The organism is Aliiruegeria lutimaris, from assembly GCF_900099935.1.
Classification (GTDB): domain Bacteria; phylum Pseudomonadota; class Alphaproteobacteria; order Rhodobacterales; family Rhodobacteraceae; genus Tropicimonas; species Tropicimonas lutimaris.
Genome location: NZ_FNEK01000002.1, coordinates 58,993 through 82,513, shown reverse-complemented (window position 1 = coordinate 82,513; position 23,521 = coordinate 58,993). Strand labels below are relative to the sequence as shown.

Sequence of the window (23,521 nt, the reverse complement as noted above, 5' to 3'; positions counted from 1 at the left end):
CTGTGATACGAGATCAATTGCTGATGAAGAACTGGCTGCGGAAGAACCCGCATGTCCAGGCAATCCGGGTGGCTGCGGCCGACCTCAACGGCCAGCCGCGCGGCAAACGTGTGCCGGTGCGATTTGCCGACAAGGTGATCGAAGACGGCACCCGCTTTCCGATGTCGGTGCTCAACCTCGACATCTGGGGCGAGGATATCGACGACAGCCCGTTGGTTCTGGCCACCGGCGACCGGGACGGCGTGCTGCTGCCGACCGAGCGGGGGTTCATGCCGATGCCCTGGCTCGATACGAAGACGGGTCTGCTGCCGATCTGGATGTTCCACGAAGATGGCCGCCCCTTTGCCGGCGACCCGCGCCACGCGCTGGCCAACGTGGTCGCCCGCTATGCCGAACGCGGGCTGACGCCGGTGGTGGCGGTGGAGCTGGAGTTTTTCCTCATCGACGACAGCGGCAAGAAATTCCAGGTGCCCGCCTCGCCGAATACCGGCAAGCGGCGGATGATGGGTGAGATCCTGTCGTTGCGCGCGCTGGACCAGTTCGACAGCTTCTTCACCGAGCTTTACGACGCCTGCGAGGCGATGGACATTCCCGCCGACACGGCGATCTCGGAAGCCGGCTCGGGCCAGTTCGAGATCAACCTGATGCACCAGGAAGATGCGCTGCGCGCCGCCGACGACGCATGGCTGTTCAAAATGCTGGTCAAGGGGCTGGCTCGCCGGCACGGTTTCGCGGCGAGTTTCATGGCGAAACCTTACGATGACTACGCCGGCTCCGGGCTGCACATGCATTTTTCTGTGCTCGACAAGAATGGCGCCAATGTCTTCGACGACGGCACCGATCAAGGCTCCAACCTGCTGCTGCACGCGGTCAATGGCTGCCTGAACGCGATGCCCGGCTCGACGCTGATCTTTGCGCCCCACGCCAACAGCTACGAGCGGATGGTGCCCGGCGCCCATGCGCCGACCGGCATCTGCTGGGCCTATGAGAATCGCACCACTGCCGTTCGGATCCCCAGCGGCAGTCACAAGGCGCGCCGGATCGAGCACCGCCTGTCGGGCGGCGACGTGAACCCCTACCTGACCATCGCGGCGGTGCTGGGGGCGGCGCTGAACGGGATAGAGGATGGCAAATTGCCGCCCGATCCGATCCGCGGCAACGCCTATAACCAGGAACTTCCGCGCATCCCAACCGACTGGGAAAGCGCGATCAACCGGTTCGAGAACTGTTCGGAGGTTGCCCGAATCTTTTCGCCCGACCTCGTGCGGAACTACCTGATGACCAAGCGGCAGGAACTTCGCTACATGGCGGAGACTACCAGGCAGGAACAGATCGAGCTTTATATCGACACGGTCTGAGCCAGTGCGGCACGCTACGAACACTGAAAACGGGAATGGACAGATGCGTATCGGCATCCTGATGACCGGCCACGCGCCGGAAGAACTGATCTCCGAGATCGGCGATTACCCTTCGATGTTCCGCAGACTCCTCGACGGGCATGGTTTCGAATTTCAGAGTTGGGCCGTCGTAGACGGTGTTTTTCCGAACAGCATCGGCGACGCCGATGGCTGGCTGATCACCGGCTCCAAGCATGGTGCCTACGAGGACCACCCGTGGATTCCCCCGCTGGAGGATTTCATTCGGGACGTTCATGCAAGCGGCCGTCCGTTGGTCGGTATTTGCTTCGGTCATCAGGTCATCGCCCAGGCGCTTGGCGGCAAGGTCGAGAAATTCGCCGGCGGATGGTCCGTCGGACCGACGGTCTATGAACTCGAAGGCGAACAAATCGCGCTCAATGCTTGGCACCAGGATCAGGTCGTCGAGCTGCCTGAAGGAGCGACGGTGATCGGTTCGTCCAATTTCTGCGAGAATGCCGCGCTGCTCTATGGCGACACGATCCTGTCCATCCAGCCGCATCCCGAGTTCAACGCCACCGTGATCGACGGATTGATCCGGATACGCGGCAACCTGCTTCCGGCACCGATCGTCAAGAGGGCGCACGAGACATTGGCAACGCCTACGGACAATGACAGTTTCGGACAAAGGATCGCTTCGTTTTTCCTCGCCGAACGAAAGGGATAGCCCATGGTTCGTAGTCTGATAGAGAAGCTGCCGGAGGCCGCGCAGGCCTATCTGGCGCATGGCAAGCTGGACGAAGTGGAATGCGTGATCTCGGATCTTGCCGGCGTCGCGCGCGGCAAGGCGATGCCCGGCAGCAAGTTCGCCAAGCAGTCGCATTTCTACTTGCCGAACTCGGTCTTCCTGCAAACGATCACCGGCGATTGGACCAATATTCCGGGCATGGCCTATACCGAGCCGGACATGGTGCTGACGCCGGACCTGTCCACGGCCACGGCCGCGCCCTGGACTGCGGACTGGACGCTGCAAGTCATTCACGACGTCAATGATCAAGAGGGCACCCCGGTGCCGACCGCGCCGCGCAACGTGCTCAAGCGCGTGGTGGCGCTGTTCGAAGAAAAGGGGCTGTCGCCGATCGTTGCCCCGGAGATGGAGTTCTATCTCGTTGCGCCCAACACCGACCCGGCCAAGGCCGTCGAGCCGCCCATGGGCCGTTCCGGACGGCGCGCAGCGGCGCGGCAGGCCTATTCACTCTCCGCGGTGGACGAATACGGTCCCGTGATCGACGACATCTATGATTTCGCCGAGGCGCAGGGTTTCGAGATCGACGGCATCATGCAGGAGGGCGGCGCGGGCCAGATCGAGCTGAACATGCGCCACGGCGACCCGGTGCGACTGGCCGACGAGATCTTCTTTTTCAAGCGGCTAATCCGCGAGGCGGCGCTACGGCACAACTGCTATGCTACCTTCATGGCCAAGCCGATCCAGGACGAACCGGGCAGTGCCATGCATATCCACCACTCGGTGGTGGAGACGGCCACGGGCCGCAATATCTTCACCGACGAGACCGGGCAGGATTCCGTCGCGTTCCGGCATTTCATCGGCGGGTTGCAGCGCCATGTGCCATCGATCATCGCGCTGATCGCGCCTTATGTGAATTCCTACCGCCGCTACGTCCCGGACTTCGCCGCCCCTATCAATCTCGAATGGGGCCATGACAACCGGACGACCGGGCTGCGGGTGCCCGTCTCCGGCATCGCCTCGCGCCGTGTCGAGAACCGGCTGGCAGGGATGGACTGCAATCCCTATCTCGCCATTGCCGGTTCGCTTGCCTGTGGCTGGCTGGGCATGAAGGAGGCGCTCGACCCCGCGCCCGAGTTCGAGGGCGACGCCTATAACAGCAACGAGGGCATTCCCCGGACTTTCGGCGAGGCGCTACCGCTCTTTGCCGAGGCCACCGAGGTGCACGAGGTTCTGGGCGAGGAATTCTGCCGCATCTACAGCGCGGTCAAGGAAACCGAATATAGCGAATTCCTGCAGGTGATCAGCCCGTGGGAACGCGAGCACCTGCTGCTCAACGTCTGACCTGAGTCTCTTACTTTCGGATGCCTGCCCGGCGGAGAGTTTCCGCAGGAGGGCCTTTTCGTCGTGAAATTTTTTCTTTCCAGTTTTCCGAATGATCTTTAAAGATTTTCTGAAACAAAAGTGAGACCATTGCATATGCCCCAGATCGACGCCCCCAATGTCTATGACGCCGAACCGATCCCCGAAGCCGCCCGCACGGAAATCGACCGGCTTCTGAGAACGGGGGACCTGTTCCGCTACACGGCTGCTGCGGACGCGCCGGTCACGCTGTTGGAGCGCGAGTTTGCCGAGGCAATGGGCTGCAAATACGCCCTGGCGGTCTCGTCCTGTTCGGCGGCGCTGTTCCTGTCGCTCAGGGCGCTCGGCCTGCCGCGGGGGACCAAGGTGATGATCCCTGCCTTCACCTTTGCCGCGGTGCCTTCCGCCATTGTTCATGCCGAATGCCAGCCCGTCCTCGTGGAATGTGGCTCGAACTACCGGATCGACCTGAAGGATTTCGAGGCCAAGTTCACCGACGACATCGGCGCGATTATCATAAGCCACATGCGCGGCCATACCTCGGACATGGACGTGATCATGGCACTGGCCGATATGCGCGGCGTGCCCGTGATCGAGGACGCGGCGCATTCGCTCGGCACGCTCTGGTCCGGCCGCAAGATAGGCACCATCGGCAAGATCGGCTGCTTCTCCTTCCAGTCCTACAAGCTGCTCAACGCGGGCGAAGGCGGTGTCATGATCACCGACGACGCCGATCTGGTGGCGCGTGCCGTGATCATGTCCGGCGCCTACGAGCATAACTGGAAGAAGCATGACGGCCTGAAGGAGGCGTTCGAACGCTGGCAGAACAAGCTGCCGCTTTACAACCTTCGGCTTCAGAACCTCTCCGCGGCTGTGATCCGCCCGCAGCTGAAAGAGCTGGCCCGTCGAGTGAATGACGGTCGCTCCAATCACGACTACGTCGCCGACCAACTGAACCTCTCGCCCTGGCTCGACGTGCCGCCGCCGCTGGCGCAGGAACTGCGCGCGCCGGATTCAATCCAGTTCAACCTCGTCGACATGTCGGATGACGAGGTGACGGCCTTCATCACCGCTGCAGAAGCCGCGGGCGTGAAGGTCCAGGTTTTTGGCAAGAGCACGGATAATGCGCGCGCCTTCTGGAACTGGCAGTTCATCGAGGGCGAAACACCGGAGCTTCCGACGACCCGCGCGATGCTGATGCGTGCCTGCGATGTGCGCCTGCCGGCCCGGTTGAAAAAGCCGGAGCTCGATTTCATCGCCGAAGCGCTGGTGGGGGCTGCCGCAACTGCAATGGAAGAACAACGCGCCTACGGCACTTGAGGGGCACTAGAGCAGCTTCAATTCTCCGTCGAGCCACGGCATGCGTTCCACGGCGGGTGTCACGATCATCTCCTGAAGGAGCGGCTTGAGCCGCTCCACCAACCTGCCCGGCATGTCCTGAATCTCGGCGGAGCGTGCGATCAAGGAGATACGTCGCGAGAGCGGTTTCATCGGCAGCGGCAACACGTCCACCGCATCACGGAACCTGCGCGCGCGCAGGTAGCCCAGCGGCGTCAGGATAGTCCAGCCAGCCTCGGCGGCGACCATGGCCATGATGGCGTGATAGCTGTCGAGTTCGAAACGGCGCGAGAGCTCGATCCGGTTTTGCTCCAGATGAACCGAGATCTGCCGCCCCATCAAATGCCGTTGAGTGTAGTGGATGAAGGGGATCTTCTGAAGCCGCTGCAGCAGGTCCTCGCCGCCGGATAATCCGCGCGGCACGGCGGCTACGAAAGGCTCCTCCATCAGCGGGTGTACCTCGGTCCAGTCCGCTTCTGTCTCGGCAAGCTGCGCTGCCACGATCACGTCCAGCGCCCGCGCCTCCAGCAGGTCGAACAGACGGTGGCTGGCGCCGGTTTCCAGCAGGAAACGGCAGTCGCGCAGCTCCTCGGCCATGTTCGACAGAAGGCGGGGCGTCACATCGGCATCGAAATCCTCGATCATGCCGAGACGCAGATCCGTCAACGCCCGCAGATCACCCGTGGCCAGTTCCGCGCGCGCGCGCAGCGCCTCGTTCCAGATCCGTTGCGCCCTTTTACGGAAAATGCTTCCGGCCGCAGTCAACTGCGCCGGTCGTCGGCTTCGGTCGATCAGAACCCGGCCAAGCGCCGATTCCAGGTTGCTCAATTGCTGACTGACCCCGGACGGGCTCGCGCCAAGCCTGCGCGCGGCGGACGAAACGGAGCCTTCCTCGGCCACGGCCAGGAACACTTCGATTCCCCATAGGGTCACGCGACCGGCCGTGTCGGTCATCTTCGTCCTCGAACCAAAGCCCCGACCAACCGGAGGCGGTTACTTGTTCATCCGCGCCAGTTTGGCCTGAAGATCGGCAAGCTGGCTCTTGATCTCGTTCAGATCTTCGCCGGTGGTTTCCTTCGGCGCTTCGTCGCCCTTTTGCGGCGGCCAAGGCCCCATGCCGCCGGTCATCGCCTTGAGAAATGCGGCTTGCTGTGCCTGCATCGCCTCGAAACCGGGCATTGAGGCCATGGGGTGTATCTTGCCCATGTTCTCCATCATCTTCGACTGCCCGTCGCGGAGCATCTCGAAAGACATGGCCAGGAATTGCGGCACGACCGAATTGGCCGACGAGGTGTAGCTGCGCACGAGATCGGTGAGAACGTTGATCGGCAGGACGCTGTCGCCCTTGCTCTCGTGTTCGGCAATGATCTGGAGGAGATACTGGCGTGTCAGGTCATCACCGGACTTCAGATCGATGATCTGAACCTCGCGCCCCTCGCGAATGAAACCGGCAATATTCTCAAGCGTCACGTAGTCGCTTGTCTCGGTATTGTAGAGCCGCCGGCTGGCGTAGCGCTTGATCAGAAGCGGTGTATCATCGGCCACGCATTTCCCTCCCCTGTTGCAGTGCAGCAAAGCCTAAACCACGTATGCTCAAAAGAAAAGGGTGGGCGTAAACGCCCACCCTCAGGTTCTCACGGGTTAGGGAGGAGGACACCCGCATTGAACCTCTCACCTTGAGCCTTACTTGGCGGCGGTGGCTTTCTTGGCAGCGGACGTCACCTCGTCGGTGGCCTTCTTGACGGCGGCCTGCGCATCCTCGGAGAAGTCCTTGCCGGCGGCCAGCATCAGTTCGACGGTTTCCATCTGGACCTTCTTGGCGACCTCGGCGAAGGCAGCCATGGTCTCGGCGACCAGCTCGGCTTGGGCAGAGGCGTAATCGGTCATCGCCTTGGAGTAATCGGCCGGCTCATCCTTCAGCTTGGTGACTTCACTCAGCTTGGTGATGGTTTCCTTGGTCCACTTGGAGGAAATCTCGGTCGACTTCTCGGCAGCTTCCAGCGCAACCTTGGAGAACTTCTCGCCCAGGGCAGCCTGGGATTTGAAGGCGTCCTGCATGGCGGTCGCGTCCACCGGGAACGCGGACAGCATGTCTTGCATCATCTTGGTCATGTCATCGGTCTTGGTCATGGTCTTGCTCCTTGCGAGTGCGACCCGGGCCGCCGGGCGCTGCTGTTGTTCGATGACCAAGATATACTTTCTGCACCGCAGCATTTCAAGCCTTTTTGCTGCAGCGCAGAATTTTTTACCTTTCGAACACCCAACCCATCGGAGTCACGACGCTTTTTCTGCTACCACGTAGGTGCCCGGCGCCGGGGCGAGCGGCGGATGCGCCGAATCACCGGGCGTGCGAGCCGGGATCTGGGCGCCCGAGCGTTTTTTCAGCCAGGCTTCCCAACGAGGCCACCAGGATCCCTCGTGGAACTCCGCCGTCTTTTGCCATTCCTCGGGCGACAGGCTCAGATCCTCATTGGTGTAATGGCCGTACTTCTTCTTGCTGGGCGGGTTCACGATGCCGGCGATGTGGCCGGACTGGGACAGGATGAAGGTCTTCTGCTTCGAGCCCATCTTCTGAACCCCGCGGTAGGAACTCTTCCACGCCGCGATGTGATCCGTCTCGCAGGCAATGGCACAGAGCGGCACATCCACATCCTTGATCGAGAGCGTTTCTCCGCAGACCTTGAACCCCTCGCCGGTGGCGAACTCGTCGCGCTGGCACAAGCCTCGCAGGTATTCCACCGCCATCCGGCCCGGCAGGTTCGTGCCATCCCCGTTCCAGTAAAGCAGATCGAAAGCGGGCGGCGCCTCTCCCAGCATGTAGCTGCGGATCGCCGGGGCGTAGATCAGGTCATTGGCGCGCAGGAAGGAGAAGGTGCGCGACATGTAGAATGAATCGAGCACGCCCGACTTGTTGCATTCCGCCTCGATCCCGTCGACGAAATCGTCCTGGAGGAAGACGCCCACCTCTCCCTGGTCGGAAAAGTCGGTCAGCGTAGTGAAGAAGGTCGCCGAGCGGATGGACTTGTCGTTGCGTTTCTTCATCAGCGACAGCGTCAGGCTCAGGGTGGTGCCGGCAATGCAGTAGCCGATGACGTTGAGCTTGTCCTCGCCGCAGATCGACTTCACCTCGTCGATCGCGGTCAGGTAACCTTCCTCGATGTAGTTATCCATGCCGATATCGGCATAGGAGGCGTCCGGGTTCACCCAGGAGACGACGAAAACGTTGTAGCCCTGATCGACGATCCACTTGATCAGCGAGTTGGCCGGTTTCAGGTCCAGAATGTAGAATTTGTTGATCCAGGGCGGGAAGATCAGCAGCGGCGTGCGATGCACCTTCTCCGTGGTCGGCGCGTACTGGATCAGCTCGAACATCCGGTTGCGGAACACGACCTCCCCCTTGGAAGAACCGATATTCTCGCCAACATGGAATGCATCCTTGTCGGCGAGTGTGACGACGAGATCGCCGTTATTGTTTTCCAGATCCCGCACGAGGTTTTCCAGCCCGTCCACCAGCGACTGTCCCTCGGTATCAACCGCTCTCTGCAACGCCTCCGGATTGGTGCCCAGGTAGTTCGCCGGGCTCATCATATCCACGATCTGCTGGGTGAAATAGGTCAGCCGTTGCTTGTCCTTTGGATCGAGGTAGTCGAGATTGGCGACCGCGGAACTGATCGCGTCGCTCGTCATCAGGTATTGCTGCTTGAGGAAGTTGAAATACGGATGGCTCTGCCAGAGCTCACCGGCGAATCGTCGATCCCTCGGCGTGTTGTCTTCCGGCGGTTGCAGCTTGCCAGCGGCCAGAACCTGTTGCGCTTCGATATAGTGCTTGAGGGTCTTGCCCCAGAAATCCACCTGATGTTCGAACACCTTGGCCGGATTTTTCATCATCTCGGTCCAGTAGGCCGAGGTTGCTTTCATGTAGAGATCCTGCCCAGGGCCCTGAAGAGAAGGATCAATCTGGCGCTGATGCGACAAGGCTGCCACAAGCCGTTGAGAAAGCGACTCGATTTTCGCCAGATTCGCTGTAAGCGTGTCCTGATCCGGCGCACCGGTCTCATGATCGGTTGTCATCGAAGGCCCTTTTCCATTAGTTTCGTCGCGATGAATATATTCGCAGGAATGTTCCAGCAAAGCGACCAATTGTTCCGGTCGACCTCGGGGCGCGCCACACAAGGAGTTAGTGACGCATGAAATACATGGCAACCTATGACCTGATGGAGAGCATCCGGCTCACCAATGCGTGGCTGGGCTCGACGGCGAAGGCCGCGTGCTCCCATCCGGCGTTCGGTCTGTCGATGAACCCGCTCCTGCAGCTTACCGCGGCTTGGGGCGAAGTAACCGAACGGACGTTCCAGCGCATGCAAGCCAAGCCGGACTGGAACATCAATTCCGTCGTTGGCGCCGATGGGCGCGATCACCTGGTCGACGTGATCAAGAAGCTCGAGAAACCCTTTGGCGACCTCATCCATTTCGAAGTGCAAGGACGGACCGAGAAGCCACGCAAGGTTCTTCTGGTTGCGCCGATGTCGGGTCACTATGCGACGCTGCTGCGCAGCACGGTGGTGTCGTTGCTTCCCGACTGCGAGGTCTACACGACCGATTGGCACAATGCGCGCGACATTCCGGTCTCGGCGGGCAAGTTCGATGTCGAGGATTACGTCCTCTACCTCGTTGATTTCATGAAGCTCCTCGGCCCGGACACCCATGTGATCGCGGTCTGCCAGCCCGCGCCGCTGACGCTCGCCGCCACCGCCTACCTCGCCGAGGAAGATCCGGAAGCGCAGCCAAACTCCCTGACCCTGATCGGCGGCCCGATCGATCCCGGCGCCGCCCCGACGGAGGTCACCGATTTTGGCCGCACGGTGACCATGGGCCATCTCGAACAGCACGTCCTGCAACGCGTGGGTTTCAAATATGCCGGCGCCGGTCGCATGGTCTATCCTGGCCTGCAACAGCTCGCTTCCTTCATGGCGATGAATTCGGAGATGCATTCCGCAGCCTTCTTCGACCAGATCGTGCGCACGGCGCGCGGCGAGGCGCATGAGTTTGACCGCCACAACCGCTTTTACGACGAGTATCTCGCGGTGATGGACATGACGGCAGAGTTCTACATGTCGACGGTCGAACGGATCTTCAAGAACCGTGAAATTGCCCAGGACATTTTCGAGGTGAATGGAAAGCGCGTCCATATCGGCGCCATCACGGATGTTGCGGTCAAGACCGTCGAAGGCGGCAAGGACGACATCTCCGCTCCCGGCCAGTGCGTTGCCGCGCTGGACCTGCTGACCGGTCTCGATGACAGCAAGAAGGCGAGCTATCTCGAACCCGGCGCCGGCCATTACGGTATCTTCGCCGGCAAGTCCTGGCGCAACAACATCCGCCCGCTGGTGCTCGAATTCATCGACGCCAACATGACGCACGAACGCCGGCGAATGGACTTCGCCAATATCAAGTCGCTTCACGCGAGATAGGCAGAATGCGGGGCCGCTTCGGCGGCCCCGCATCGTTTTACTCAGCGCAGGACCAGCGGGCTGTCCAGCCACGTCGCCAGTGCCGCGCTGGTCGCTTCCGGCTGTTCGAGCGTCGGGAAATGGCCCGCATTGGGGATGATCTGGAAATCGGAATAGGGGATGAGTTCGGCCATGAATTCATGCCGCTTCACCGGGCAGACCTTGTCATGCTCGCCACATAGCACCAGCGCGGGGACCCGCATCGTCCGCAGAATTTTCTGCTGATCGGGGCGGCGTTGCAGCGCACGCGACTGCGCGACGATTATGTCCGGCCCGAGCGTCTCGGCCATCTCGACCAACAGGTTGAGGATCTCGCCGCGATGGGGCCCATGCGCCAACGCAGCCGGGCCGATCTCTTCCCGCACCAGACCACCCAACCGTCCGGCCCTGACCGCGACGATCTGCGGCTCGCGGCCCGCCGCGACCTGCGGCGATTCCGGCAGCGGGCTGGTATCCATCAGCGCAACGCGCGTCACGCGCTCCGGCGCCCGGCGCAGCACCTCCATGGCGATCACGCCGCCCATCGATGCACCAACAAGGGCGAACCGGGAGGGCGCGGCATCGAGCACCTGCGCGGCGATCGCCCCCACCGAGGACGCCCCGGTGACAGGCGCCACCATCACCGCCCGTGTCAGACCGAATTCGAGGATCTGCGGCCAGAACATCCGCGCATCGCACATCATCTCTGGCAGGAAAACCAGCGGTTCGTTCATTCCTTGGACCTTATCGAAACTGCCTCTCGCGCTTTTTTCGCGCGTTCGCTCCCATGCTAGAGCGCCGCCACTCCGACCGAAAGCCCGAAACGCGTCACGAAGCCCCGCCGCCCCACTGGAAGGCGCCATCCCGCCCAAGCGGCGAGAACGGGTTGAAGGCCACCTCCCAGAAATGGCCGTCGGGATCGGCGAAATAGCCGTGATGCCCGCCCCAGAACACGTCCTGCGCCGGCTTGAGCACCCTGCCCCCGGCGGCCTCCGCTGCCTGTAGCAGCTCCGCCACCGCCTCCACGCTGCGAACGTTTTGGGCAAGCGTTACCGTCGAGCCGCCGGGCTTGAGCTGTTCCACCGGCACGCCGATATCCTCGGCCAGCTTGTCGAGCGGGAAAAGTCCGAGCGTCTGGCCGAGCAGATTGAAAGCGATCACACCCTCCGGGCTCGGCTCGCGCTGCCAGCCGAGCGCCTCGTAAAAGCCAGCCGCGCGCTCCAGATCGGCCACGCCGAGGGTGATCAGGCTGACCCGCCTTTCCATCGCTGCATTTTCCTTGCTCATGTCACAGCTCCTTCGCCCAGTTGGCGATGATTTTCGCCGTTTCCTCTGTCTGGCCGGGGCTGAGGATATCGCCGGCGATCACATGCGATCCGGGGTCGTCTTCGGCGCCCATCACGCGCAATTCCTGCTCGACCGGGCCGCCCCATCTTGCGGCGGCCTCGTGGGTCTTTCCTGGCGCAACCACTTGATCATGCTCAGAATAAATAAAGAGGGCGGGCATCTGGGCTGCGGCAAGGTCGAGCCCGGCAACATGGCGCACAAGCGCGATCACCGGGATCGTCGCAATCGTCGGATAGCTCGATGTCCAATAGGCTGCGTGATCTTCGTTCCGGATCTCGAAACTTCTCTCCTCCCCCGCGACGAGCGGCACCCATTGGCGCGCCCAGGGCAGCGCCAACAAGCGCGCAGCCGGGTTCGCCAGCCCGAAATTCGGCGAGACCAGGACGATCCCGGCCACGTCCCGCGACAATTCCCGGTCGGCCGCCACGAGTGCGGCCAGCGTTCCCCCGGTCGAGGTGCCCATGACCAGAACGCGCTCGCCCAGCCTGCGGCCGATTTCGAGCGCTTCCGCAGCGTCTTCGATCCACTCGCCCGCCCTTGCCTGCGCAAGCGACGCCCCGTCCTGCCCATGCCCACTCAGGCGGGCGAAATACAGATTCGCGCCAAGCGCCTCGGCCACCTTGTCCGGCACCGGGCGGATCTCCTCGGAGGTCGCGGAGAAGCCGTGCAGATAGACGATGGAAAGCGGCGTCTTCTGCCCCGCCTCCCCAGCCCAGAGAATACGTTTTTCCACCCCGGGCCGTAGCGATGGCACCCCGGCTTCCTGCTCGGCGAGCCATAGGTCGAGATTCTCGCCCAGCAGGTCCGCCTTGAACGCAACCTCCCGATCCACCGGCTCACGCGGCCCGAATACCAGCACAACGGTCAGCAGGATCGCGAAGGCGATCAACAGGGTAAGCACCAGTTTCATGCCGCGCCGCCCGCCAGAACCTCTTCGACGGCGGTCACGATCAGCGAAAGCTCGTCCGGCTCCGAGAAACGGTGATCGGCGCCCTTGACCAGAGTCAGGCGAATGTCGTCGCCCGTTGCGTGATCCAACAGACGCAGCGCCACGGACGGGTCGACATCGGCATCGGCCGTCCCTTGCAGGAACCGGGTCGGGAAAGGCAGCGGCAGCGGGCTGCGCAGGACAAGCCGCTCGCGGCCATCTTCGATGATGCGGCGGGTCACGATCAGCGGGTCGCCATAATCCGACGGCAGCGAAACCTGCCCGGCTTCCATCACCTCCGCGCGCTGCGCCTCGGAGAATTCCGCCCAGAACCCGTCTTCGGTGAAATCGGGCGCGGCGGCGATGGTCACCAGCCCTGCCAAACGTTCGCTCAGATCGCGCGCCAGCAGCAGCGACAGCCAGCCCCCCATGGAGGAGCCGACGAGCACGACCTTGCCCTCGGTCAGCCCGTTCATCACGGCGGCGGCATCCTCGGCCCAATCCCCGATGCAGCCTTCCTCGAACGCACCACCGCTCTTCCCATGCCCCGAGCAATCGAAGCGGATAAAGGCGCGGCCCTGTGCCCGGGCCCACTCTTCCAGATGCAGGGCCTTCGTCCCTTCCATGTCGGAGCGCAGCCCGTGGCAGAACATGACCGTCGGGCCCATTCCCGCGCTTTGATGATAGGCGATGCGGCGCCCCTGCGGCGTCGTCAGAAATTGCGGCTCGCTCATGGCTTCCTCTTTCTTGTTGGCGTCAGACTATCGGAGCGTCACGGCACCGCAAGTCTTGCCGTTGCCGCGCGGTTGCGCCAATCTCCGCGACCATGACAGGCCCTCGTTACACCCCCCTCGCCGCCAGCCTTCCCGCGACCGTGCCGTTCGTCGGCCCCGAGGCACAGGAACGCGCTCGCGGCCGCCCCTTTGCCGCGCGGATCGGCGCGAACGAATCCGGTTTCGGCCCCGCGCCGTCCGTCATCGACGCCATAGCCGAGGCCGCCAGCGGCGCCTGGATGTATGGCGATCCGGAAAACCACGACCTGACACAGGCGCTCGCGACACATCACGGCGTTGCCGCCGACAACATCATGGTCGGCGAAGGCATTGACGGGCTTCTGGGCTATCTCGTCCGTTTGGTCGTCGGCCCGGGCGATGCGGTCGTTACCTCGGACGGCGCCTACCCGACCTTCAACTACCACGTGGCCGGTTTCGACGGCACGCTGCACAAGGTGCCCTATCGCGACGATCACGAGGACCTTCCCGCGCTACTGGCCCGCGCCGCCGAAGTCGATGCGAAGCTCGTTTATTTTTCCAACCCCGACAACCCGATGGGCACGTGGCATTGCGCCGAGGCCATCACACAAGCGATCGAGGGCATTCCCGAAGGCTGCGTGTTGCTGCTGGATGAGGCCTATGTCGAACTGGCCCCGGAGGGCACCGCGCCGCCGCTCGATGTTGCCAATGAGCGCGTGATCCGGATGCGAACCTTCTCCAAGGCGCATGGGCTGGCGGGGATGCGCGTCGGCTACGCAATCGGCCATTCGGAACTGATCCGGGCCTTCAACAAGGTGCGCAACCATTTCGGGATGAGCCGTGTCAGCCAGCAGGCCGCACTCGCCAGCCTCGTTGACCAGTCTCACCTGCAAAAGACCATCGCCCGCGTTGCCGCCGCACGGGAACGGATCGCCGGGATTGCCCGCGCCAACGGCCTGACGCCGCTCCCTTCGGCGACCAATTTCGTCACGCTCGATTGCGGACGGGACGGAAAATTCGCACGCGCGCTTCTGCAGGAACTGATCTCGCGCGATGTCTTCGTGCGCATGCCCTTTGTCGCCCCGCAGGACCGGTGCATTCGCGTTTCCTGCGCCCCGGAGGAAGAGTTGGCCGTTTTCGAACAAGCGCTTCCTTTGGCGCTGGCGTCCATCACCTGAGCATCTGCCCGCCAATCACGCAGAGGTTTCCAGATTTGACTCCGGAAAGCGGCTGCCTTCGGGTTATCGTCTTGGGTGGAGACCGATGATGATGAAACGCCACTCGCTTGGTAGCGCACCCGACTACACGACCGCCGCTCTGGTCACGCTGGGCATCAACCTGTTTTGCCTGCTCTGCGCGATCTGGGCGTTGTTCGGCTTTGCTGCGGTCCTGCTCTTCGGCTTTGCCGCGGACCGCGCCCTCAACTTCCTGCAAAGACGCCGCCGCTAGGCCTTCGACAGAACCCGCGAGGCGGCTTCCAGTGCACCGGGGCCGTGCGGAATGCCGGTGGCCTTCAACCCGGTATCGATCGCTCCGAGCGCCCCCATGACCATCTGGGCATTTACATATCCCATATGCCCGATGCGGAAGAAGCCGTCCGAGGCCGGATCGGCCTCGGTTTCCATGCCCAGGCCAATACCCAGCGTCACGCCAGCATGTGCGCCGACCCAATCGCGCAGGCGGGTGCCGTTTTCCTTGCCGGCGCGGATCGATGTCACCCCGCGGCTACGTATCGCCGGATCGGCAATGTTCAACTCCAGCGGGCCGGCGGCACCCCATCCATCCACGGCGGCCCAGACGGCACCGGCCAGCGCATCGTGCCGCTTCCAGATCCGCTCCATGCCTTCGTCCATCATCAGATTCAGCGCCTTGCGCAGGCCGTAGAGGTGATGGGTTGGCGCCGTACCACAGAAATACTGGTAGAAGGCCTCCGCTGACACGCGCGGCTTCCAGTCCCAGTAGCCGCTGACCAGATCGGCCTGCTCTCGTGCCGCCGCCGCCTTCTCGCTGAAATAGACGAAGCCAAGCCCCGGCGGCGTCATCAGCCCCTTCTGGCTGGCCGTGATCGTCACGTCGACGCCCCATTCGTCCATGCGGAACTCGTCAACACCCAGGCTGGCCACGGCATCGATGACAAGCAGCGCCGGATGGCCGAGCCGGTCCAGCAGCTTCCTGAGCCCGGGAATGTCGTTGCGAACCGATGTGGCTGTATCGACATGCACCGCCCAGATCGCCTTGATATCGTGGCCGGTATCGGCCGCCAGCGCAGCCTCCACCGCGTCCAGATCGATCGCCGCCCGCCGCCCGAAATCCAACCGTTCGACCTGCAACCCGAAAGGCGCGACCATGTCGGCCCAGCCATGGGTGAACCGGCCGGTGCAGAGCCCCAGAACCCTGTCTCCACGAGAGAAGAGATTGGTCGTCGCCGCTTCCCAGGCTCCGTGGCCGTTGCAAATATAGACCGCCACCTGACCGGAAGTTTGTGCCACCTGCTTCAGGTCGGGAATGATGGAGTCGACGATCTCGTGCAGCTCGCCGGTATAGATATTGGGCGCCGGCCGGTGCATTTCCCGCAGCACCTCGTCGGGCATGACGGAGGGGCCGGGAATGGCAAGGTAATGGCTGCCTCGGGACAGGGTCATTGCAGGGTCTCCCACGGGATCGGACGCTTGGTCGTAAGCCGACGCCCACGGCAGGTCAATCTCCCGCCAAGGGCAGGCCCAGAAAGATTCATCTCTCGCGTATCTTGCTGCTTTTCCGAGCAACTTGGCCCAAATTGTCTGCCATCGCCCCCCCCCGGATACGCCCGCGCGCAGGCGGGAAACGATGCCCCGGAGTCACGCAACTTGCCCGATCCGGCCGTTCAGGGTATTCCCGCCCGGCGCCGTGTTCGCGGCAGGTTCCACGATCCGGCAGGTGTCATGTTCAAGCGTATTTCAGACTGGTTCGAAACTACCGAGCGCCGATTGCGCCGTTCCTTCGGCGACGATATCTCGACGCCGGAGCTGCGACGGCAGGCCAAGTGGCACTTCAACCTGTTCGATCACGCCTTCCTGCGCGTCCCCTGGACCAATTTCGACAAGGTCGCGGACGATGTCTACCGTTCCAACCACCCCGGCCCCAGGCGGTTGCTGCGCTACAAGGAAATGGGCATCCGGGCGATCCTGAACCTGCGCGGAGCCGATGGTTATTCGCCCTGGCTCTTCGAGCAGGAAGCCTGTGAAGAACTGGGCCTCGAATTGCGAGTGGCCAAGATCTATGCCCGAAAGGCTGCGAAGCGGCACGAAATCGTCCGCCTGATCGACACCATGCGCGCGATGCCCAAGCCCTTCGTCATGCATTGCAAATCGGGCGCGGACCGGGCCGGTTTCGCCGCCGTGCTCTACAAGGCGATCATCGAAGGCGTCCCGCTGGAGGAAGCGCGCAAGCATCTCGCGGTGAAATACATCCACTTCGACTGGACCGACACAGGCATCGTCGATCACATCATCGACATGTACGAGCTGCGCAATGCGGCCTCCCCGATCGACATGGAAACCTGGTTCCGGACGGAATACGACCATCGGGTTGCGGGCAAAAGCTTCCGGGCCAAGCAGGCCGGCAAGGACTGGAAGGCGAGTATGGCGTTGCCGGCACCTGCGAAACCGGCCACCGCCGACTAGGATTGCCGAGACTGCGTGTAGCCGCGTGCAAGCCGCTCAGGGTCGGCCCCGGCAAGATACCGAATCAAAGTCAGCAGGTTGTGCCCGCCCCGCCGTAGCCAGCCTTCGGAACGATAGCGCTCCGCAGAGGTCGTCAGCACGGCTGGAAGCACGTCGAACCGCCCCTTCAGCGCCCGAGCGAGGGCGACATCTTCCATGAGCGGGATGTCGGGATAGCCTCCGATCTCCGCATAAAGCGCGCGTGAAATCAGCATCCCCTGATCACCGTAGGGAAGCCGGAACAGCCATGTCCGCAGGTTCGCCCAGCCCGCCACGATCCGCGCCGCCGCGCCCCGCTCCCGGAACTTCAACCGAAAAACATGCGCGTGGGCCGGGTCGGCCATCGCCGCCTGCACAATGTTGCTCCACCCTTCCGGCAATTCGCTGTCGGCGTGCAGAACCAGCACCCATTCGCCGCGCGCCGCCGCGACGCCCCGAGCGAGCTGTCCGCCACGTCCGGCGGGACCGGACAGGAATTCCGCGCCAACCGCTTCGGAAAGCTCCTCGATATCGTCGCTGGAGCCGCCATCGCTCACGATCACCTCGCGCACAAGGCCCGTCGCGACACCTCTCATGAGATCGGCCAGCAGGCCCGCCACCTTGGGGGCCGCGTTCAGGGTGGGAATGATGACCGATAGCGGCGCGGGCATTGCAAACTCCGGACTGTCAGGGCGGCGCTCTCTCCCCTATATGACGAAATGGATGGATAGGAGCGCGAAATGACGAGCGAAGCGATCATCGGACGCAGGGTACTTGCCATTGGCGGTGCCGATAGGGCCTCCTTTCTGCAAGGATTGGTGACAAATGACGTGAACCGTCTGACCCAGGACGGGATCCTTTACGCGGCCCTGCTCTCGCCGCAAGGCAAGTACCTGGCGGATTTCTTCCTGGTTCAGGATAACGAACGCATCCTTCTCGACGTGGCCGAACCATTGGCCGATGGCCTCGCCAAGCGGCTGTCGATGTACCGGCTGCGGGCCGATGTCACCATTGAAGAGAGCGGGCTGACCCTCACGCGCGGCCTTGGAGTGCCACCGGAAGGCGCCTTTGCCGACCCGCGGAGCCCGGAACTCGGCTGGCGCCTCTACACGAGTGACGGACCTCTGGAAGATTGCGTCGATTGGGACGCGATCCGGGTCGAAAACTGCATTCCCGAATCCTGTATCGAGCTGGTTCCGAACGAAACCTATATTCTGGAAGCGGATTTCGAACGCCTGCACGGTGTCGATTTCCGCAAGGGTTGTTACGTCGGGCAGGAAGTGACCGCCCGGATGAAGCACAAGACCGAGCTCAGGAAAGGCTTTGTGACCGTCGCGGTCGAAGGGCGGGCACCTGTCGGCACCGAAATCCTAGCTGCGGGCAAACCCGCCGGAACGCTTTTCACTCAATCGGGAACGAAGGCCATTGCCTATCTGCGTTTCGACCGGGCGGCGGGGGAAATGCAGGCGGGCGATGCGACCGTGAACTGGCAAAATGAGTGATCTCGGCCAGCAGGTTCAGGCCCTTTTCGGGCAGGACCCGAAGTCTGTCCGCCCGTTGCACGGTGGTGATCTCTCGCAGGTTCGAAGCCTGGTATTGGAAGATGGGCGTTCAATCGTCGCCAAGACGGGTCCGCTGGTTGGAGTCGAAACGGCCATGCTGCGGGCGATGGCTGCCGCGCAGGCGCCCGTACCCGGCGTTTTGGGAGTGGCCGGGCAGCATCTCTTTCTCGAACACCTCCCCGAATCCCGCGCTTCGACCGCCGGCTGGGCGGCTCTTGCGCGGGGGCTGAAGCAACTGCACAGCCATCACGGCGAAACATTCGGCTGGCCCAAGGACTATGCCTTCGGCTCGGTTGCGATCCATAACAGCGCCCGGGCGGACTGGCCGAGTTTCTGGATTGAAAACCGCCTTCTGCCCTCTCTCTCCCATTTGCCCGCACCCCTTGCCCATCGGATTGAAGCCGCCGCTGACCGGCTTCCGGACCTTCTGCCTGCCCGGCCCGATGCCGCGCTCCTGCATGGAGACCTTTGGAGCGGCAATGTCCTGTTTGGCCCAAAAGGCAGCGCGCATCTGATCGATCCGGCATGCTATTTCGGCCATGGCGAGGTGGACCTGGCGATGCTTACGCTCTTCGGACAGCCGCCGGTGGCGTTCTGGCAGGAATATGGATCGCTCGAACCCGGCGCCGAGATTCGGCTGGCGGCCTACCAGCTATGGCCCGCATTGGTGCATTTTCGTCTGTTCGGTTCCGGGTATCGCGGGATGGTCGAACAGCGCCTCTCCGTGCTCGGAGCCTAGGGTGCCATAAAAACGGGGCAGCCCGTTTGGGCCACCCCGTTCCTGATTTCGTTTTTTTGGCCGGTCGGCTCAGGCGCGCTCGGAATATTCCATGGTCTCGGTATTGACCACGATATCCTCGTCCTGCCCGACGAAGGGCGGCACCATCACCTTGACGCCGTTATCGAGAATCGCCGGCTTGAACGAGTTCGCCGCGGTCTGTCCCTTTACGACAGGCTCGGTTTCCACGACCTTGCAGATGACTTTCTGCGGCAAGGTCGCGCTCAGAGCCTCGCTCTCGTGATACTCTATCTGGATCGTCATGCCGTCCTGCAGGAAGGGGCGACGATCGCCGAGGATTTCGGCCGGAAGCTCAATCTGCTCGAAAGTGTCGCTGTCCATGAAGACCAGCATGCCATCGTTTTCATAGAGAAACTGCTGGTCTTTCTGCTCGAGGCGCACGCGCTCGACTTTGTCCGCGCTGCGAAAACGCTCGTTCAGCTTGGAGCCGTTGCGCAGGTTGCGCAGTTCGACCTGGGCAAACGCGCCCCCCTTGCCGGGTTTCACGTGATCGGCCTTTACAGCCACCCAGAGCCCGCCATTATGCTCCAGAACGTTACCGGGGCGGATCTCGTTTCCATTGATTTTCGGCATATTTGACCTTCACGGCGCTTGAACGAAGTTTGTCGGCTTCTATATCTTGGAGGCTGCGTGCTGACAAGCCGACTAGATATGGCGTTAGGGCCGCGATAGCTATGACGTGAGCGCATAGGAGCCATTCCGAAACGGAAATACCGAATCGCTTCAAAAACGTCATATTCGGCCCCACGCCGAAAAGACAAGAGCAAGAATAAAAAGGACGACGAGATGACTGATTTCGTTGACGGTACGGCATTCAACTACGAACAGGGTCAACGGGCGCGCAAGCTCTTTGCCGCTGTTGTGTTGGCCGCACTGGATGATGCCATCGCCGACGACAAGAAATACGGCAACGGCCCCGAACAAATCGCCCGTTGGGCGCGGTCCCGCGATGGACGTGAAGTTCTGAGTTGTGCCGGGATTGACCCGAATGAACGGGTTGTATCCGGCCTGATGGAATTCGTATCGAACGGCGTCCGGACGTCGGTTGCGCTTTCGCGTGAAGAAAGCGAACGTCGCCAGGCCGCCGAACAGGCCGAAGCCGCCTGATTTTTTTCAAAGCGGTCTACGCAAAAAAGCGCGCGCCTTTGGCGCGTGCTTTTTTCTTTTGGATCGCGTTTGATACTTTCCTTGACGGACTCGTGCCCGGATCACCGGAGCGACACCGAGCACTTTTGCTGCGTCGGGTGCTCAACCTGTGATGACAACCGATTTCCGGAGATGAGTCAGGCGACTTAAGAGGTCACCAAACCGACCTTCATTTCCTTTCGGTTTCGTCAGGAGCGCAAAAGGCCAGAAGCGGTGATTCAGAGTATTTCCTGAACGCCCAGTAGCCGGCGCCTCGGGGCAGATATGTTGCGATAGCTTGGAAGGACATGTGTCGCTACAATGGCGAAGCTATCGACCGGCTGCGCCACGGTTTCGAGCCGTCACATCCAATCCGGCATTCAATCGAAATCCCGGGATGCAAGTGCCCTGTGAATTTCGCGGCGAACCAGCTTGCGCACATTCCGCGTGATCCGCTCACCGAGCGCGCCCCGCAACTCCTTGTGCAACATCTCGGACACCATTTCCCGCAATGCTTCTTCGTCCAGCGCAACGGTTCCGGACGCAAACAGATTGTCCGGTGCTTCGAGCTGCGACTCCTCGTATTCCTCGGAACGCGCTGAGACCGCATCGTCAAGGTCCGCAGACCAGGGGTCCAGCACACCGACCTCTTCCGCGCTGCCAACCGTCAGGTGCAGGTGGGACTCTCGTGGCGCCGCTGTCATATCCGTTTCTGCTTCTGGCTCCGACGCGGGGGGGCGATCCGCTTCGGCGACAGCAGCGGGTTCCTCGATCTCCCCGGCCTCGACAGCATCCGATGCGTCGAGGAAAGGCGCCTGCGGCTCATCCACTTCATCGTCGAACGGGCTATCGTTTTCCTGCTTGCGGAGCGGACTGAACATGAAACCAGCGCGCGGGGCCGGCCGCGCCTGAAGGGTTTCGTCATCCGAAATTTGTTCTTCCAGATGTTCCGAATCAGCCAGATCCGACTCGGCGGCCACGCGCTTCGGTGGCACTTCGGAATCGGCTGGTGTCGTCAGTGGCCGAATGAAGGTCGGCAACTCGAGGGCAGCATCTTCTGCATCCACCGGCTCTTTTGGAGAAACCGCGGAAAACGCCAATTCCTCGGCGGGTTCGCTTTCCAGGCCGCGTGCTGTTTCCGGATCGGGCGCATCGCTTGCCGATGGCTCACGATCCATTTCGCCATCCTCTTCCCAGCGATCGGTCTCCGGATCCTGCAAAACACTCGGCGCATCTTGCTCCTCGGTTTCTTCCACTCGAAGCGACGGCGTCAGAACCAGCGCCTCCTCGCCCTGAACGGGCGGTTGATGAGGTGCCGCATCTTTCGGCGCTTCCGCTTGCGTTGCGTCAGCAGCGCCAGTTTCGTCCGGCTTGTCCCCTGCAACAAGGCGTCGAATCGACGACAGGACATCTTCGATATCAGCGTTGCTTACTGGGTCGGACATGCCTGCTCCTGTTCTTCATCTCACATTAACGAGTACAATCACACAGCATGCCGCCGGCTACAAAGGCCGAGCGGTACCCCACGAGCCCGAGCGAGCGAGAAGCCCGTCCCGGTTGTGCCTATTGCTTACCCAGCTTTCGCAGCACGCGGTCAAGTTTCTGTCCCTGCGGGGACAGCCGCGCGGGCGCAGACTTGACGCTGTTGTAATACCCTGCGGGGTCATAGGTCTGAATTCCAAGGTTCAGGTGATCTACCGTCATCAGACCCATCGCAGAAAGAAGTGAATAAACCGCTACGTACTGCGTGGCGATTGCATCAATCCGTGCCGCCCGTGCGTCCAGCAGTTCCTGTTCGGCGTCCAGAACGTCGAGAGTTGTCCGCGCACCGAGCGTTGCTTCCTCCCGCGTCCCATCAAACGCGATCTGGGCCGCGCGGATCTGCAAGTCCGAGGCGCGTATCTGCGCCGTTGCGGATTCGATAAAGGCCCAGGCGCTGGCCACCTGTTCCTCGATCCCCAAGGTCACCTGCAGAAGGATCGCCCGGTTCGAATCCCGCTGGGCGATCGCCTTGCGCTCAAGCGCCGCGAAGGCGCCCCCGCGATAGATCGGCTGCGTGAAGTTGAGGCTCAGGTAATGCTCTTCGTCCTGGTTCTCCGAGTCGGTCTGCGAAGTGACGGAAGCCGAGATGGTGGGCTTGTAGTTGGTCTTCGCCAACCGCATTCCCAACTCGGCCACGGTCACCTGGCGCTGCGCCTGGCGAATTTCCGGGTGTGTCCTCACACCGATCCGGATCGCCTCTTCGACGCTCGGGGCTGTTTTCGGCAAGGCCCCGGGGAATTCGAGATTGCCCGGGTAACGTCCGACAGCCGTCCGGAACGTCTCGCGCGACACCGCGAGATCGCCACGTGCCGCTTCAAGCTGGCTTACGGCTGCCGCCAGACGGCTCTCGGCAAGAGCGACGTCCGTCCGCGTGACTTCACCGACTTCGAAACGGTCCTCGGTGGCCTGCTTCTCCTGCGTGAGAACGCGAACGTTGTTTTCCCGCAGGGAGACAAAGGCCTTGGCCCGCAGCACTTCCATGTAGGCGTTCACGGCACCGAGCAGAACGCTCTGCTCGAGCGAGCGAAGCGCCTCGCGCGTGGCAAGCACGGTTTCCTTGCTGCTCTCGACGGTCAGTCGGTTCGCACCGCCGGCATAGAGCAACATGGAAGCCTGAAGCTGGTATGTCGCTACGAAATTGTCCCGCGACAGGCCGGCATTGTATAAGGAGGAATAAATCTGGCGATGCGGGTGCGCGCCGCTCCAACTCGTCACGAAGTCGAGCGTCGGCCTGAGGGCAGATTGAGCGGAGGCGACATCCTCGTCGGCAGCCCGCAGCAATGCGCGGTTCTGATCGAGGAGATTGGAGTTGCGATAGGCGTCGATCAGGGCGTCCGTCAGGGTTTCGCCCGTGGCCGGAAGAGACGTGACCGCGAGAACACTTATCGCGATACCAACGAAGTTATATTTGAAACTATTGCCAAATTTCCACACGCGAACTGCTCCTTCTCGTGGGGCCTGCTTTCATTTGGCGCCACTATAGCAATTCAAACATTG

24 protein-coding genes are annotated in these 23,521 nt (G+C 62.2%); 11 read left to right on the top strand and 13 right to left on the bottom strand.

Annotated elements, in window-relative coordinates; genetic code table 11:
- Window positions 1-23 precede the first annotated feature (23 nt).
- From BLR85_RS01675 to BLR85_RS01660, 4 genes are all read left to right on the top strand, one after another.
- On the top strand, window positions 24-1,358 hold the full coding sequence (locus BLR85_RS01675; protein ID WP_093148151.1) for a glutamine synthetase family protein: 1,335 nt from the start codon (window positions 24-26) through the stop codon (window positions 1,356-1,358).
- A 43-nt stretch (window positions 1,359-1,401) separates the two neighbouring features.
- Window positions 1,402-2,082: a type 1 glutamine amidotransferase gene (locus BLR85_RS01670; RefSeq protein ID WP_093148147.1), complete on the top strand. Its 681-nt coding sequence runs from the start codon at window positions 1,402-1,404 to the stop codon at window positions 2,080-2,082.
- Between the two features lie 3 nt (window positions 2,083-2,085).
- Window positions 2,086-3,444 carry a glutamine synthetase family protein gene (locus BLR85_RS01665; protein WP_093148145.1) on the top strand — a complete coding sequence of 453 codons (1,359 nt, stop codon included), beginning with the start codon at window positions 2,086-2,088 and terminating at the stop codon, window positions 3,442-3,444.
- Between the two features lie 135 nt (window positions 3,445-3,579).
- On the top strand, window positions 3,580-4,782 hold the full coding sequence (locus tag BLR85_RS01660; protein WP_093148140.1) for a DegT/DnrJ/EryC1/StrS family aminotransferase: 1,203 nt from the start codon (window positions 3,580-3,582) through the stop codon (window positions 4,780-4,782).
- 6 nt (window positions 4,783-4,788) lie between these two features.
- Here the strand turns inward: BLR85_RS01660 and BLR85_RS01655 are convergent, their stop codons facing one another.
- The 4 genes from BLR85_RS01655 to phaC all read right to left on the bottom strand — a co-directional run bounded on the left by BLR85_RS01655 (window position 4,789) and on the right by phaC (window position 8,871).
- Window positions 4,789-5,754 (bottom strand): LysR family transcriptional regulator, encoded by a 966-nt coding sequence (locus tag BLR85_RS01655; RefSeq protein WP_093148136.1) that lies wholly within the window; start codon window positions 5,752-5,754, stop codon window positions 4,789-4,791.
- Between the two features lie 39 nt (window positions 5,755-5,793).
- Window positions 5,794-6,345 (bottom strand): polyhydroxyalkanoate synthesis repressor PhaR, encoded by a 552-nt coding sequence (gene phaR, locus BLR85_RS01650; RefSeq protein WP_093148132.1) that lies wholly within the window; start codon window positions 6,343-6,345, stop codon window positions 5,794-5,796.
- A gap of 138 nt (window positions 6,346-6,483) precedes the next feature.
- Complete coding sequence (locus BLR85_RS01645) at window positions 6,484-6,930, bottom strand: phasin, PhaP (RefSeq protein WP_093148531.1); 447 nt, start codon at window positions 6,928-6,930, stop codon at window positions 6,484-6,486.
- 144 nt (window positions 6,931-7,074) lie between these two features.
- The gene (gene phaC / locus BLR85_RS01640; protein WP_093148129.1) at window positions 7,075-8,871 is read right to left on the bottom strand and encodes a class I poly(R)-hydroxyalkanoic acid synthase; all 1,797 of its coding nucleotides are present in this window, start codon (window positions 8,869-8,871) and stop codon (window positions 7,075-7,077) included.
- Window positions 8,872-8,987: 116 nt separating this feature from the next.
- On the opposite strand from phaC, the gene phaZ reads away from it, so the two are divergent.
- A complete protein-coding gene (gene phaZ / locus BLR85_RS01635) occupies window positions 8,988-10,271 on the top strand; it encodes a polyhydroxyalkanoate depolymerase (protein ID WP_093148125.1) in 1,284 nt (427 codons plus the stop codon).
- 41 nt (window positions 10,272-10,312) lie between these two features.
- Here the strand turns inward: phaZ and BLR85_RS01630 are convergent, their stop codons facing one another.
- The 4 genes from BLR85_RS01630 to BLR85_RS01615 form a co-directional block, all read right to left on the bottom strand.
- On the bottom strand, window positions 10,313-11,023 hold the full coding sequence (locus BLR85_RS01630; protein ID WP_093148122.1) for an alpha/beta fold hydrolase: 711 nt from the start codon (window positions 11,021-11,023) through the stop codon (window positions 10,313-10,315).
- Between the two features lie 94 nt (window positions 11,024-11,117).
- On the bottom strand, window positions 11,118-11,555 hold the full coding sequence (locus BLR85_RS01625) for a VOC family protein (protein ID WP_093148527.1): 438 nt from the start codon (window positions 11,553-11,555) through the stop codon (window positions 11,118-11,120).
- A 22-nt stretch (window positions 11,556-11,577) separates the two neighbouring features.
- Window positions 11,578-12,546, bottom strand: a complete 969-nt coding sequence (locus tag BLR85_RS01620; RefSeq protein ID WP_093148119.1) for an alpha/beta hydrolase — start codon at window positions 12,544-12,546, stop codon at window positions 11,578-11,580.
- The gene (locus BLR85_RS01615; RefSeq protein WP_093148115.1) at window positions 12,543-13,298 is read right to left on the bottom strand and encodes an alpha/beta fold hydrolase; all 756 of its coding nucleotides are present in this window, start codon (window positions 13,296-13,298) and stop codon (window positions 12,543-12,545) included. The genes BLR85_RS01620 and BLR85_RS01615 overlap by 4 nt, the downstream gene beginning before the upstream one ends.
- A 92-nt stretch (window positions 13,299-13,390) precedes the next feature.
- On the opposite strand from BLR85_RS01615, the gene BLR85_RS01610 reads away from it, so the two are divergent.
- Window positions 13,391-14,494, top strand: coding sequence for a pyridoxal phosphate-dependent aminotransferase (locus BLR85_RS01610; RefSeq protein WP_093148111.1), 1,104 nt, complete (start codon window positions 13,391-13,393; stop codon window positions 14,492-14,494).
- Between the two features lie 88 nt (window positions 14,495-14,582).
- Window positions 14,583-14,765 (top strand): hypothetical protein, encoded by a 183-nt coding sequence (locus BLR85_RS01605; protein WP_231700974.1) that lies wholly within the window; start codon window positions 14,583-14,585, stop codon window positions 14,763-14,765.
- On the opposite strand, the gene BLR85_RS01600 is transcribed toward BLR85_RS01605, so the two are convergent.
- Window positions 14,762-15,958, bottom strand: a complete 1,197-nt coding sequence (locus tag BLR85_RS01600; RefSeq protein WP_093148107.1) for a pyridoxal-phosphate-dependent aminotransferase family protein — start codon at window positions 15,956-15,958, stop codon at window positions 14,762-14,764. The genes BLR85_RS01605 and BLR85_RS01600 overlap by 4 nt on opposite strands.
- Window positions 15,959-16,237: 279 nt before the next feature.
- Here BLR85_RS01600 and BLR85_RS01595 point away from each other — a divergent pair, with 279 nt between their 5' ends.
- Complete coding sequence (locus tag BLR85_RS01595; protein ID WP_139188283.1) at window positions 16,238-16,978, top strand: tyrosine-protein phosphatase; 741 nt, start codon at window positions 16,238-16,240, stop codon at window positions 16,976-16,978.
- Here BLR85_RS01595 and BLR85_RS01590 read toward each other — a convergent pair.
- Entirely contained in the window at window positions 16,975-17,667 is a 693-nt protein-coding gene (locus BLR85_RS01590; RefSeq protein ID WP_093148104.1) for a TIGR04283 family arsenosugar biosynthesis glycosyltransferase, read from the bottom strand. The genes BLR85_RS01595 and BLR85_RS01590 overlap by 4 nt on opposite strands.
- 69 nt (window positions 17,668-17,736) lie before the next feature.
- Here BLR85_RS01590 and ygfZ point away from each other — a divergent pair, with 69 nt between their 5' ends.
- Together ygfZ and BLR85_RS01580 are read left to right on the top strand one after the other, a co-directional pair.
- Window positions 17,737-18,498 carry a CAF17-like 4Fe-4S cluster assembly/insertion protein YgfZ gene (ygfZ, locus tag BLR85_RS01585; RefSeq protein WP_425284459.1) on the top strand — a complete coding sequence of 254 codons (762 nt, stop codon included), beginning with the start codon at window positions 17,737-17,739 and terminating at the stop codon, window positions 18,496-18,498.
- Window positions 18,491-19,297: a fructosamine kinase family protein gene (locus BLR85_RS01580; protein ID WP_093148100.1), complete on the top strand. Its 807-nt coding sequence runs from the start codon at window positions 18,491-18,493 to the stop codon at window positions 19,295-19,297. The genes ygfZ and BLR85_RS01580 overlap by 8 nt, the downstream gene beginning before the upstream one ends.
- 69 nt (window positions 19,298-19,366) lie before the next feature.
- Here the strand turns inward: BLR85_RS01580 and efp are convergent, their stop codons facing one another.
- Window positions 19,367-19,930 (bottom strand): elongation factor P, encoded by a 564-nt coding sequence (gene efp / locus BLR85_RS01575; RefSeq protein WP_093148096.1) that lies wholly within the window; start codon window positions 19,928-19,930, stop codon window positions 19,367-19,369.
- Window positions 19,931-20,143: 213 nt separating this feature from the next.
- Between efp and BLR85_RS01570 the strand changes: the two genes are divergently transcribed.
- A complete protein-coding gene (locus BLR85_RS01570) occupies window positions 20,144-20,464 on the top strand; it encodes a DUF6280 family protein (RefSeq protein WP_068308919.1) in 321 nt (106 codons plus the stop codon).
- A 398-nt stretch (window positions 20,465-20,862) separates the two neighbouring features.
- On the opposite strand, the gene BLR85_RS01565 is transcribed toward BLR85_RS01570, so the two are convergent.
- Window positions 20,863-21,927 carry a hypothetical protein gene (locus tag BLR85_RS01565; protein ID WP_093148092.1) on the bottom strand — a complete coding sequence of 355 codons (1,065 nt, stop codon included), beginning with the start codon at window positions 21,925-21,927 and terminating at the stop codon, window positions 20,863-20,865.
- Between the two features lie 118 nt (window positions 21,928-22,045).
- Entirely contained in the window at window positions 22,046-23,458 is a 1,413-nt protein-coding gene (locus tag BLR85_RS01560) for a TolC family outer membrane protein (protein WP_244520573.1), read from the bottom strand.
- Between the last annotated feature and the right edge of the window lie 63 nt (window positions 23,459-23,521).